Consider the following 12,667-nt stretch of genomic DNA (forward strand, 5'->3'; position numbering starts at 1 on the left):
TTTTTAATTGGTGGAAATTAAAAGAGTGGGAAACTTTTTGGGATATGTAGTATATACGAAGCTGCAGAGCATCCGAAACTTACAGAAGAATTCTTCCTTGCCTTATGGAGACTATATACTCCCGGAAAGTGCTGTTTTTCAGCCTTTTCTCGTCTCTGATAAGCTTGTTTTGACTTATTTTACTGAATCATTGCAAAAGGGTCACAAGTAAAATTGTAAAAAAAGGACATGATTTGGCTGTAACTTTCAATTACTCTGAAAAAAGGCACAGGAAATTTTAAGAAAGAAGGTTAGATACTAGAAAAATAGGGAATCTTGTGCTTAAATCAGAGCTTTGCTTAGAAAAAGTCACAAGCGATTTTTTGAGAGCTTGAAAAACTGTGCTTAAATATAGAGTTTACTTAAATCATAGGCACAAATGCTTCGGAAATGATGAGAAAGCGGGACTTACAGAAGAATTCTTTGGTGCCTGATAAAGCTTGTAATCTCCCGGAAAGGCACAAAGCCAGAAACTTATAAAATCCCTAATTAGTAACTGGTGGCTATAGTAGGCTTAAAGCGTTTAGAAAGGCACAGCTTCTAGCGAGAACTACAATCTCCCTCACAAACATCAAAAAAACACTAGGAAAGCTTGATTTCTCAAAATTTCCTAGTGTTAATTACGTACATTTTTCTATAAATCTATTTCCCTATTAGACACATTTTCCTAAAATCGGATAACTACTTATTGTTCTCAGCTTCCTTCATAGCACGAACCTTTAATGATAAACCGAAGAGGTTGATGAAGCCTTCAGCATCGTGATGATCATAGAGGTCACCTGTTGTAAATGAAGCGATTGACTCATTGTAGAGTGAGTATGGTGAAGTTGTTCCAGCCTTAATGATGTTACCCTTGTAGAGCTTGAACTTAACCTGACCTGTTACCTTCTTCTGAGTAGACTCAATGAATGCCTGGCAAGCTTCACGAAGAGGAGTTTCCCACTTTCCTTCGTAAACGATCTGAGCAAACTTGTTACCCATATCAAGCTTCATTGTTGTTGTATCTCTATCAAGAACTAATTCTTCAAGCTGCTGATGTGCTTCGTAAAGAATTGTTCCACCAGGAGTTTCATAAACACCACGAGACTTCATACCAACTACACGGTTTTCAACGATATCGATGATACCAATACCATGCTTACCACCAAGCTTATTTAATGTTCTGATGATATCAGAAACCTTCATAGCCTGACCGTTAACCTTCTTTGGAACACCTGCTTCAAAGTCGATTGTTACATATTCGCCTTCATCTGGAGCCTTCTCAGGTGTCTGAGATAATACAAGTAAATGATCGTAGTTTGGCTCATTTGCAGGATCTTCAAGTTCAAGACCTTCATGGCTGATATGCCAAATGTTTCTATCACGGCTGTAGCTTGTGTCAGCTGAGAATGGAAGGTTGATTCCATGCTGCTTACAATATTCAATCTCATCCTCACGAGACTGCATTGTCCACTTTTCATTTCTCCAAGCTGCAATAATCTTGATATCTGGTGCAAGAGCCTTAATTGTAAGTTCAAATCTGATCTGATCGTTACCTTTACCTGTAGCACCGTGACAAATTGCTGTAGCGCCTTCCTTACGAGCAATTTCTACTAATCTCTTAGCAATAAGAGGTCTTGCCATTGAAGTACCAAGTAAATATTTATTTTCATATACTGCATGTGCCTGAACACATGGAACAATATAATCATCACAGAATTCATCAGTTAAATCTTCGATGTAGAGCTTGCTAGCACCACATGAAATAGCTCTTTCCTCTAAGCCATCTAACTCTTCTTCCTGACCACAGTCAGCACAAACACAAATTACTTCATAATCGAAATTTTCCTTTAACCAAGGAATGATGGCAGTTGTATCAAGTCCGCCTGAATAAGCTAAAATAACTTTCTCTTTCATGATTTTCTTTCCTCCAAAAAATACAGGTTAGGTTTCCCTGTCTATTCTAAAAGTTAATTATTATCGGCAATAACTAACTTCTTGTTCATTATGATATACCACATTATTTCAAATTGCAATAGTAAAAATGCATATTTTGTATTTTTATGCATTATTTTTGAATATTTATGCATAATATTAATTTTAGCCAAAACCCCTTTACATCTGAAAAAAACTTGCTATAATGAAACTTATCGAATGAATATTTATTCATTCATTATGAATATTATGCATGGGAGGTCTACAAACTATGGTAAAAGTAGGAATTATAGGCGCGACTGGTTATGCTGGCAACGAACTTGTCAGATTATTATTAGGACATAAGGATGTGGAAATTGTTTGGTTAGGATCAAGAAGTTACATTGATCAAAAATATTCTGATGTATATAGAAACATGTTTAGACTTGTTGATGCTAAGTGCTTAGATGACAATATGGATGCACTTGCAAAGGAAGTTGATGTTATCTTTACAGCAACACCACAGGGCTTATGTGCTTCTTTAGTTAATGAAGACATTTTATCAAGAACAAAGATCATTGACTTATCTGCAGACTTCAGATTAAAGGATGTTAAGACTTATGAGGAGTGGTACAAGATAGAACATAAGGCACCACAGTTCATTAATGAAGCTGTTTATGGTCTTTGCGAAATTAATAGACATAAGGTAAATAAGAATACAAGAATTATTGCTAATCCTGGTTGCTACACAACTACATCAATTCTTACATTATATCCAATGGTTAAGGAAGGAATTATTGATCCAGATACAATTATTATTGATGCTAAGAGTGGTACTTCAGGTGCTGGTCGTGGAGCTAAGGTTAATAACCTTTTCTGCGAGGTCAACGAAAGCATGAAGGCTTATGGCGTTGGAACTCATAGACACACACCAGAAATTGAAGAGCAGTTAGGCTACGCTGTTAATAGAGACGATATTAAGCTTATTTTCACACCTCATCTTGTACCTATGAATAGAGGTATTTTGGTAACTGCTTATGCAAATCTTAAAAAGGAAGTTAGTTACGAAGAGGTTAAAGCTATTTACGATAAATATTATGGCGAAGAGTTCTTTATTAGAGTACTTGAAAAGGATGTTTGCCCTGAGACTCGTTGGGTTGAGGGTAGCAACTTTGTAGATATCGGATTTAAGATTGAGCCAAGAACTAAGAGACTTATTATGATGGGAGCCCTTGATAACTTGGTAAAGGGGGCTGCAGGTCAGGCTGTTCAGAACATGAATTTGATGTTTGGGTTTGAAGAGAACGAAGGGCTAAAGATGGCTCCGCTATTTCCGTAATCCCCGGGAGAGTGTGGGGATGGACGCAAGGTTGCGCAGAGACTGATTTTTTGGGAGCAGGCTTGCGCGCTCTAAGGCTCGTAGCGGTACTAAGTTTTCCCTTGCTCTTCCCCAAGTGGAAGCTTTCGCTTCCTTGGTGAAGAAGGGAAAACTAGTGCCGACGGCCTTAGAAGGCTCCAAAAAATCATCTCTGCTTCACCCCTGCTACCGCCACACAACACCCCCGGCGATGAGGAACTCCCGTCGGAGATGGGGATTAAACCGGGAATGAGGAACTACTGGAAGGAGATACCATACGGCAATGCGCTACGCTGTTGCCTACCGGGAGATGAGGACTACCGGGAGGAGATAAACATACGGCAATGCGCTCCGCTGTTGCCTACCGGAAACGATAAACTACCGGGAAGCGATACCATACGGCAAATGCGCTTCGCTATTGCCTAGCGGATTAATAAAAAAGAGTAATTTTATAGGAGGAAATATGGTTAAGATTATCGATGGTGGTGTTACTGCAGCTAATGGCTTTGCTGCTGCTAGCACTCATGCAGGGATTAAAAAGAATTCGACTAAAGATGATATGGCTTTCATCTTTTCAAAAGTTGGCTGTGTTACAGCTGGTACATTTACCTTAAACAAGGTTTTTGCAGCTCCTGTTAAATGGGATAAGGCAAGAGTTTATAGTGAGGATTTAGCTAGAGCCGTAGTTATTAATTCTGGTGTTGCTAATGCTTGTACTGGTAAAGAGGGCGACGATGCTTGCCTTATGGAGGCTGAGGCTATTAGTGAGGCACTTTCAGTGCCTGTTAATTCTTGTTTAGTGGCTTCTACAGGTGTTATTGGTGCACAGCTTCCTATGACAGAGATTTGCAATGGTATTAAGGCTATGGCCCCTAGTTTAGAGGAGACTAGAGAGGCTGCTAACAAAGCTGCTGTTGCTATTATGACTACTGATACTAAGCCTAAGGAAGTGGCAGTTGAAGTGGAGCTTTCTGGAAAGAAGGTTACTATTGGTGGTATGTGTAAGGGTGCTGGTATGATTCATCCAAACATGGCTACAATGCTTTGCTTTATTACTACAGATGCTGCAATTGATAAGAAGTTACTTCAGGAAGCTACATCAGCTATTGTAGATGATTCCTTTAATATGATTTCTGTTGATGGGGATACATCTACTAACGATACAGTTTTAGTTTTGGCTAATGGCTTGGCAGAAAATGCAAAAATTGTATCTAAGGACGAGGATTACAAGAACTTCTATGAAGGTTTATCCTACGTTTTAACTGAGCTTTCAAAGAAAATCGCAGGAGATGGCGAGGGTTGTACTTGCCTCTTTGAAGCTAAGGTCTTAAATGCTAAGACTAAGAAGGATGCTAAGATTTTAGCTAAATCCGTTATTACATCAAGCTTAACTAAGGCTGCAATCTTTGGACATGATGCTAACTGGGGTAGAATCCTTTGTGCTCTTGGTTATTCAGGCGGAGATTTTGATCCTGAAAAGGTTGATATTTTCTTTGAATCAAGTGCTGGTAAGTTACAGATTGTAAAGGATGGAGTTGCTACTGACTATAGTGAGGAAAAGGCCAGTGAAATTCTATCAAAGAATCCAGTAACAGCTATTTGCAATGTTAAAGATGGGGAATATGACGCAACTGCTTGGGGCTGTGATTTAACTTTTGACTATGTAAAGATTAACGCAGATTATAGAAGCTAGACTTAGCGCCTATAAGTTAGAGGAAAACTTAAAGGCCTAGTTACATTTTCATAATAATCAAGATATTGGAAAAGGAAGGAAAAGAAAATGACTACAATAGACATGAAGGAAGAGTTATATAAGGCTCAGATTTTAGTTGAGGCTTTGCCTTATATTCAGAAGTTTAATCGTAAAATCATTGTTGTAAAATATGGCGGTTCAGCAATGGTGGATGAGGATTTAAAAAAGAAAGTAATTCAAGATGTTGCACTACTTAAACTTGTAGGTTTTAAGCCTATTATCGTGCATGGTGGTGGTAAGGAAATTAGCTCATGGGTTAAGAAATCAGGCATGGAGCCAAAGTTTATTAACGGCCTTAGAGTTACAGATGAGCCAACTATGGAAATCGCAGAAATGGTACTAAATAAGGTAAATAAAAGCCTTGTATCCTTACTTGAAGAGCTTGGTATTAAGGCTTGCGGTATTAGTGGTAAAGATGGTGGTATGTTAAGAGTTGACAAGAAGTTATCTGGCGGAGAAGATATTGGTTTCGTTGGTGACATTAAAAGCGTTGATACAACTCTTATTCACTCACTTTTAAAGGATGATTTCCTACCAGTAATTTGCCCAATCGGTTTTGGTGATGATCACCATGCTTATAATATCAATGCTGATGATGCAGCATGCGCTATTGCTAGAGCAGTAGGGGCTGAAAAGCTTGCTTTCTTAACAGATATTGAAGGGGTTTATAGAGATTTTAATGATAAGGATTCCCTTATTTCTGAGCTTTCAACAACAGAAGCTAAGGACTTACTTGCCTCTGGCACAATTGGTGGAGGTATGCTTCCTAAGCTTAATAACTGTATTGATGCTGTGGAAAATGGAGTATCAAGAGTACATATCTTAGATGGCCGTATTCCACACTGCTTACTTCTTGAAATCTTTACTAATAAGGGTATTGGTACAGCTATTCTTTCAGAAGAGGCAGAGAAATTCTATAATGCAGACATTGTTTGCTAGAAAAAGGAGATTTTTATGAATACTACAGAACTTTTAAAGCTTGGAGAGGAGAAGCTTTTTCACACATATAATCGTTATCAGATTTGCCTAGAAAAGGGCGATGGAGTTTATCTCTACGATAGAGACGGTAAGAAGTATTTAGACTTTGGTGCAGGTATTGCTGTATTTGCCCTAGGTTACAATAATAAAAAATATAACGATGCTATTAAAGCTCAGGTGGATAATCTAATTCACACTTCTAATTATTTTTACAATGAGCCAGCCATTAAGGCAGCTAAGGCAATTACTGAAATCTCTGGCATGGATAGAGTATTCTTTACTAATTCAGGTACTGAGGCAATTGAGGGTGCTGTTAAGCTTGCAAAGAAGTATTACTATCTTAAGCACAACAACAGCACTGATGGAGAAATCATTGCTATGGAGCATTCTTTCCATGGTAGAAGTATGGGTGCTTTGGCAGTTACAGGAAACAAGCACTATCAGGAGGCTTTTGGTCCTATGATTCCAGGCATCAAGTTTGCTAAGTTTAATGATATTGATAGTGTTAAGGCTTTAGTAAATGATAAGACTGCCGCCATTCTTTTTGAAACAGTTCAGGGTGAGGGCGGTGTTTATCCTGCTAAGGAGAGCTTTATTAAGGAAGTTCGCAAGCTTTGTGATGAAAAGGGCATTTTACTTATTCTTGATGAAATCCAGTGTGGTATGGGTAGAACCGGTTCTATGTTTGCTTATCAGCAGTACGGAGTGGTGCCAGATATCGTAACCTCTGCTAAGGCTCTTGGTTGCGGTATTCCTGTTGGTGCATTCCTTGCTAAGGAAGAAGTGGCAGCAGCTTTAGTACCAGGAGATCATGGAACTACTTATGGTGGTAACCCTCTTGCAACTGCAGCAACTAACGTGGTGCTAGACATTTTCAAAGAGGATAAGGTTTTAGAAAATGTAAAAACAGTGGGTGCTTATCTTGAGAAACGCCTAGAGGAATTAGTAGCTGAGTTTGACTGCGTAGTAGAGAGACGTGGAATGGGCTTAATGCAGGGCTTACAGCTATCAATTAATCCTAAGGATGTAATCTCTAAGGCCCTTGATAATGGACTTATTCTTTTCTCGGCTGGAACTAATGTAATCAGATTTGTTCCACCACTTGTGATTACTAAGGAAAATGTTGACGAGATGATTGAAAAATTAAAAAAGTGTTTTTAGTTAGAACTTATTAAAGGCGAAATAGTAAGAAATCTTAACAACCTTGTAAAAATAGCTAAGAATAGAGTATAATACCTAAGGTGCAAAAATTTGTGCCTTAGGTTTTTTGATTTTGTGAACTATGGAAAGGTTTCCGTTTTATAGATACTAGAATTTACAACTTAAATATGGAGGGATTTATGAAAATTTTAAAGAAATTTGCAGCGCTTGCCTTAAGTGTTGTGACTATATTTTCAACAGTAGGATGCTCAGATTCACAGACAGGCCTTGCGGCTAAGAGCTTAGAGCTTGAAAAGGAAGTAACAGTAAAGGTTTGGTATAACGACGATGCCTATACTAAGTACTTAGATTATGTGGCTAAGCAGTTTAATGTTACTAATGAATTGGTTACTATTGAGCCTGAGTTGATTTCAGAATCTAACTATATTCAGTACATTTACGACCAGTCAATTAGAAATGACAATGCTTGTGATGTTTACCTTTGTTCTTCAGATAGTGTGGAAGAGGCTTATTTACTAGGTCTTATGCTTGAGAATAACGAATATGACAAGATTTATACTGAGGACATTTATGGAAAGGCAGGTCTTGAGTCTTCTTCTTATAATAATGTTTTATATGGTTATCCAGTGACTTATGAAACTTCAGCCCTTGTTTATAATAAGGTCTATGCAGATGCAGTTACTAGCTTTGATGAGATTCCAGCTTCTGACCTATCAGGCCTTAAGACAACAGATAATTTAGCTATGACATTTGCTTATGATGCTTCAGGATTATTGACAAATTATCCATTTGCAAGTAAGTATATTAGTTTTGAAGGCGATAGCATGGACACAGCTAATATCTATATTAATAACGAAGAGGCTCTAAAGAAGGCCTTAACAGAGTATCAGGGACTAAAGGAAGAGTACGGTCTTTCAACTGATGAAGATAAGTTAAATGAGTATCAGTCTTTATTTACAGAAGGTAGAGTGGCTTACTCAATTATGACAGCATCTCAGATTGAGAATCTAGATACATCAGTTAAGTACGGAGTTTGTGCAATTCCAAGTTTAGGGGACGGCCTTGAAAGTCAGGCTTTATCTACAACAACAATGGCTGTTGTAAATCCTTATTCTAAGGAATATGATGTAGCCCGTGCAGTTGCTAAGGCAATTTCTTATGATTATGCGTCAAATGTAACACTCCTTTCAAACCTTGCTTGTGCAAGAGGAGATGTTTCAAAGGATTCTGTTATTAAGAGCTTACACAAGATTTATTCAGAATCTATAGTCAAGCCTAAGTATGCAGGCATTGATGAGATTTATGCTCAATATGAAATAATGCTTCACAAGATTTGGAACGGTGAAAGCGTAGATACTGCCTATGATACATTTGCAAAGGTAGTAGAGAAATATACTAAGTAGGTGATTTTATGTTTACAATTACAGGTTATGTTAAGTTAAAAAAGGGAGAGGGAAGAACTATTAAGTCAGGTGGCGCCTGGGTTTATGATAATGAAATCGATGAGATTTCTGAAGGCGTAGTTGACGGAAAGTTAGTTGAGGTCCATGACTTTGATGACTTCTTTATGGGAATTGGTTTTATTAACAGAAAGTCTAAGATTACAGTTAGAATGTTATCTAGATTTGAGAGAAATGTTGATGAGGCCTTCATTGAGAAAAGAGTTAATGCAGCTATTGATTACAGAACAAAGACAGTAGATATGTCTAGCTGCAGACTTATTTTTGGAGAAGCAGATTTCCTTCCAGGTATTGTTATTGATAAGTTTAGTGATGTTTTAGTTGTAGAGTCACTAGCACTTGGTATTGATAACTTGAAGCCTGTAATTATAAAAAAGGTAAAAGAGGCTTTGGAAAAATTAGACATGCCAATTCGTGGTGTCTATGAAAGAAGTGACGCTAAGGTTAGAGAATTAGAGGGCATGAAGCGTACAAAGGGCTTTATTGGTGAAGAGTTTGACACTAAAGTCTTAATTGAAGAAAATGGCGTTAAGTATTACGTAGATGTTAAGGATGGCCAAAAGACTGGCTTCTTCCTTGATCAGAAATACAATAGACTTGCTATGCAGAAGTTCTGTAAGGGAGCAAGAGTCCTAGATTGCTTTACTCATACAGGTTCCTTTGCACTTAATGCAGGTATTGCAGGAGCTAAGGAAGTAATAGGTGTTGATGCTTCAGAGCTTGGTTGTAATCAGGCAAGAGAAAATGCTAAGCTAAACGGTCTTGAGAACACTGTAACTTTTAAGTGCGCAGATGTATTTGAATTATTACCAGAATTAGTAGAAGAGGGCGAGAGCTTTGATGTAGTAATCCTTGATCCACCTGCCTTTACAAAGTCTAGAAGCACAATTAAGAAGGCCATTAAGGGTTATAGAGAAATCAATATGAAGGGCCTTAAGTTAGTTAAGGATGGCGGCTATTTTGCCACATGTTCTTGCTCACACTTCATGGACCCAGATACATTTACAAAGACAATTCACGAAGCTGCTAGATCAGTACACAAGAGACTCCGTCAGATAGAATACAGAACTCAGTCACCAGACCATCCAATTCTTTGGTCAGCTGATGAGAGCTTATATCTTAAGTTCTATATCTTCCAGGTTGTAGAAGAATTATAGTTTTAAGGTCATTTTAATAGTTTTTATAATAAACAATTTGTGGTAAAATCATATATATAGTATATTCATAATTATTCGAAAAGGAGTAGATTATGAAGATGAGAAAGTATATGATTTTATCACTTTTTTTATTGCTTAGTTTTTCCTTATGGGGCTGTTCTTCAAGCGCATCAGAAGAGGAGACAGAATCTGAAACTGAGTCAACACAAGAAGAGACAACTACTAAGGCAAGTCCCATTGAGGTTTTGCAATTTGTTGGTGAATATAGAGATTTCGGGGATTATTCCTGTATGTATATGGAGCCGGATGGGGATTATCTAAAGATTAAGATTATATTTTCAAATGAAGATAAGTCCTACTTTAATCTTTGGGAGATGACCGCCACTGTGGATGCTTCCGCCACACACATTAGTTATGCAAATGCAAAAAAGACCAATTACAACCAACAAGATGACGGAACTTATAAAAAGACCGTGATTTATACTAATGGTAGCGGCAGCTTTACAAACGAGCTAGTAGATGATGTAAGGGTTTGCACCTGGCATGGCAACATGGATGCGGATAAATCCTACAATGTAAAATATGTCTATGCCTTTACAAGTGCCTCTTCCCAGTTGCAGGAATTTTTAACTATAATTTCTAATAATGATGAAAATGCTAGCACTGAAAGTGGGGAGACCACAAGCGAATAAGGATAAAAAATAGGCGTGGTAATTAAGTTTAAACTTAGTTACCGCGCCTTTTGTAGCGAGTCTTGACATTTTAAATTAGAATCTTTGATTTTTATAGGCTTTTAAATTCTCTAAAATCTCCTCTGGAATAAATAACTTCCCCATACCAACCCCTAAGTCAATATGTGGCTTATTATCTCCGTGATAATCAGAACCACCAGATAGCATTAAATCATATTTAGCTGCGATTTCTCTGATTTGTCTTTCATCTGCAGGCTTATAAGTTGAATAAAGTGCCTCTATGCCATCAAGGCTAGCCTCCTTAAGCTCTAAAACCAACTTATTTAAAGCAACATCTCCTAGATGATAAAGAATAGGATGGGCAAGAATTGCAATGCCACCAGCCCTATGAATATATTTAATAGCCTCTTTAGGGTCCACCTTTTGTCTTGAGACATAGGCAGGCTTTCCAGGATTTAGATATCTATCAAAAGCTTCGTTTCTATCTCCTACATGTCCGTTTTTTACAAGATAGTCTGCAAAATGTGCTCTTGTAATAACAGCATCAGGATAGAGCTCTAACATGGTTTCGTATGTAAGTGGGATACCGATATCGGTAAAATTTTTACAAACTTGAATATTTCTATTAACTCTAGAGTTTCTTTGAACTGCTAGAAAGTCTAAAAATTCTTTATTGTGCTGGTCAACAAATAAACCAACAATATGCACTTCGCATTTATCCCAGTGAGTGCTAACCTCCACTCCTGGAATTAACTCAATAGGATGAGATTTATTTGTTAAAGAATCAATAGACTCATGCTCCTTTGATTCATTTAATTCCTTGCAGGCTAAAAGTGCTTCATCAATACCATCTAGGGTGTCGTGATCTGTTAGGGCAATGGCTGCAAGATTTTTCTCTATAGCAATTTCAAGAAGTTCCTTTGGACTTTTAGTACCATCAGAAAAGGTTGAATGTGTATGTAAATCTACTGCTCTCATAGTTACTACCTCCGATTATCTTTAATCTATTCTATCATAAAACAACCCTAAAAATTCAGACTTAATAAGATTTTTACTTTATTGCATTAATCAGGTTCAAGTGCTATATTAAACCATGGTGCAAAATTTTTAGAAAAGTAAAATTTGACCTAGGAGGCAAGTATGAAGATTGTAGTTTTAGCAGGTGGTACAAGTACAGAAAGAGATATTTCATTGGTAACAAGCCACTATGTATGTGAAAGTTTAAGAAGAAATGGACATGAGGCTAACGTCCTTGATGTTTTTTATGGTATAGATGATGCAGAAGCGATTAGATTCTTTTTAGAGAAGAATGATTTAGCTAAGCTAGAAGAAGAGTTAAAGGCTAAGACAGCAGGTGTTGAGGCTGAACTTGAAAGAAGAAAGGAAACTAGAGAAGGTTTCTTTGGTCCTAATGTATTAAAGCTTTGTAAGGAAGCAGACGTAGTATTTATGGGACTTCACGGTGCTAATGGTGAAGATGGTAAGATTCAGGGTACTTTTGAATTACTTGATATTAAGTATACAGGTACAGATTCCCTTAGTAGTGCAATTTCTATGGATAAGGACTTAACTAAGAAGGTATTAGTTCCAAACGGCATCCCAATGCCTAAGGGAATTGTTCTTCATAAGGGTGAAGAATTTGCTAATCCTTTCTATCCATGTGTTGTTAAGCCAGCTAACGGTGGTTCATCTGTAGGTGTATCTATCGTTAATTCTGAAGCTGAATTATCTAAGGCTCTTGATTATGCCTTTGAATCAGATGATACAGTTTTAGTTGAGGAATATGTAAAGGGTAGAGAGTTCTCTGCAGGTGTATTAAATGGCGAGCCTCTCCCTGTAATCGAAATCGTTCCTTTAAAGGGTTGGTATGATTATGAGAATAAGTATGCAGATGGCGCAACTAAGCATGTTTGCCCAGCAGAACTTTCAGATGAGATTACAAAGCAGATGCAGCACTGGGCTGTTGAGTGCTTAAAGGTAGCTGGAGTTACTATTTATGGTAGAGTTGATATGTTACTTGACGAGAATAATAACATTTTCTGCCTTGAAATTAATACACTTCCAGGTATGACACCTACAAGCTTACTTCCACATGAGGCAAGCGAGGCTGGAATTAGCTTTGATGAGTTAACTCAGAAGGTAGTTGAACTTTCAATTAATAGATAATTGATTATAAA

At 37.5% G+C, this 12,667-nt stretch carries 10 protein-coding genes; 8 read left to right on the top strand and 2 right to left on the bottom strand.

Annotated elements, in window-relative coordinates; genetic code table 11:
- Nucleotides 1-720 precede the first annotated feature (720 nt).
- On the bottom strand, nt 721-1,935 hold the full coding sequence (locus tag BLQ66_RS08775; RefSeq protein ID WP_074521830.1) for an argininosuccinate synthase: 1,215 nt from the start codon (nt 1,933-1,935) through the stop codon (nt 721-723).
- Between the two features lie 289 nt (nt 1,936-2,224).
- Between BLQ66_RS08775 and argC the strand changes: the two genes are divergently transcribed.
- The 7 genes from argC (at nt 2,225) to BLQ66_RS08810 (ending at nt 10,490) form a co-directional block, all read left to right on the top strand.
- Complete coding sequence (argC, locus tag BLQ66_RS08780) at nt 2,225-3,271, top strand: N-acetyl-gamma-glutamyl-phosphate reductase (protein ID WP_074521831.1); 1,047 nt, start codon at nt 2,225-2,227, stop codon at nt 3,269-3,271.
- Nucleotides 3,272-3,752: 481 nt separating this feature from the next.
- The gene (argJ, locus tag BLQ66_RS08785; protein WP_074521832.1) at nt 3,753-4,982 is read left to right on the top strand and encodes a bifunctional glutamate N-acetyltransferase/amino-acid acetyltransferase ArgJ; all 1,230 of its coding nucleotides are present in this window, start codon (nt 3,753-3,755) and stop codon (nt 4,980-4,982) included.
- A gap of 87 nt (nt 4,983-5,069) precedes the next feature.
- The gene (gene argB / locus BLQ66_RS08790; protein WP_074521833.1) at nt 5,070-5,981 is read left to right on the top strand and encodes an acetylglutamate kinase; all 912 of its coding nucleotides are present in this window, start codon (nt 5,070-5,072) and stop codon (nt 5,979-5,981) included.
- A 15-nt stretch (nt 5,982-5,996) separates the two neighbouring features.
- Nucleotides 5,997-7,181, top strand: coding sequence for an aspartate aminotransferase family protein (locus tag BLQ66_RS08795; RefSeq protein WP_074521834.1), 1,185 nt, complete (start codon nt 5,997-5,999; stop codon nt 7,179-7,181).
- A gap of 179 nt (nt 7,182-7,360) precedes the next feature.
- Entirely contained in the window at nt 7,361-8,584 is a 1,224-nt protein-coding gene (locus tag BLQ66_RS08800; protein ID WP_074521835.1) for a sugar ABC transporter substrate-binding protein, read from the top strand.
- 8 nt (nt 8,585-8,592) lie between these two features.
- Entirely contained in the window at nt 8,593-9,798 is a 1,206-nt protein-coding gene (locus BLQ66_RS08805) for a class I SAM-dependent rRNA methyltransferase (protein ID WP_074521836.1), read from the top strand.
- 92 nt (nt 9,799-9,890) lie between these two features.
- Nucleotides 9,891-10,490 carry a hypothetical protein gene (locus BLQ66_RS08810; RefSeq protein WP_074521837.1) on the top strand — a complete coding sequence of 200 codons (600 nt, stop codon included), beginning with the start codon at nt 9,891-9,893 and terminating at the stop codon, nt 10,488-10,490.
- Nucleotides 10,491-10,565: 75 nt separating this feature from the next.
- Here the strand turns inward: BLQ66_RS08810 and BLQ66_RS08815 are convergent, their stop codons facing one another.
- Entirely contained in the window at nt 10,566-11,468 is a 903-nt protein-coding gene (locus tag BLQ66_RS08815) for a PHP domain-containing protein (RefSeq protein ID WP_074521838.1), read from the bottom strand.
- 162 nt (nt 11,469-11,630) lie between these two features.
- Between BLQ66_RS08815 and BLQ66_RS08820 the strand changes: the two genes are divergently transcribed.
- Nucleotides 11,631-12,656 carry a D-alanine--D-alanine ligase gene (locus BLQ66_RS08820; RefSeq protein ID WP_027431165.1) on the top strand — a complete coding sequence of 342 codons (1,026 nt, stop codon included), beginning with the start codon at nt 11,631-11,633 and terminating at the stop codon, nt 12,654-12,656.
- Nucleotides 12,657-12,667: the final 11 nt, after the last annotated feature.

Origin of the sequence: Lachnospira pectinoschiza (genome assembly GCF_900103815.1) — a bacterium.
Taxonomy (GTDB): domain Bacteria; phylum Bacillota; class Clostridia; order Lachnospirales; family Lachnospiraceae; genus Lachnospira; species Lachnospira pectinoschiza_B.

Coding starts and splice junctions, on each gene's coding strand:
- BLQ66_RS08775 (WP_074521830.1), bottom strand. CDS start 1,935: ATGAAAGAGAAAGTTATTTTAGCTTATTCAGGCGGACTTGATACAACT.
- argC (WP_074521831.1), top strand. CDS start 2,225: ATGGTAAAAGTAGGAATTATAGGCGCGACTGGTTATGCTGGCAACGAA.
- argJ (WP_074521832.1), top strand. CDS start 3,753: ATGGTTAAGATTATCGATGGTGGTGTTACTGCAGCTAATGGCTTTGCT.
- argB (WP_074521833.1), top strand. CDS start 5,070: ATGACTACAATAGACATGAAGGAAGAGTTATATAAGGCTCAGATTTTA.
- BLQ66_RS08795 (WP_074521834.1), top strand. CDS start 5,997: ATGAATACTACAGAACTTTTAAAGCTTGGAGAGGAGAAGCTTTTTCAC.
- BLQ66_RS08800 (WP_074521835.1), top strand. CDS start 7,361: ATGAAAATTTTAAAGAAATTTGCAGCGCTTGCCTTAAGTGTTGTGACT.
- BLQ66_RS08805 (WP_074521836.1), top strand. CDS start 8,593: ATGTTTACAATTACAGGTTATGTTAAGTTAAAAAAGGGAGAGGGAAGA.
- BLQ66_RS08810 (WP_074521837.1), top strand. CDS start 9,891: ATGAAGATGAGAAAGTATATGATTTTATCACTTTTTTTATTGCTTAGT.
- BLQ66_RS08815 (WP_074521838.1), bottom strand. CDS start 11,468: ATGAGAGCAGTAGATTTACATACACATTCAACCTTTTCTGATGGTACT.
- BLQ66_RS08820 (WP_027431165.1), top strand. CDS start 11,631: ATGAAGATTGTAGTTTTAGCAGGTGGTACAAGTACAGAAAGAGATATT.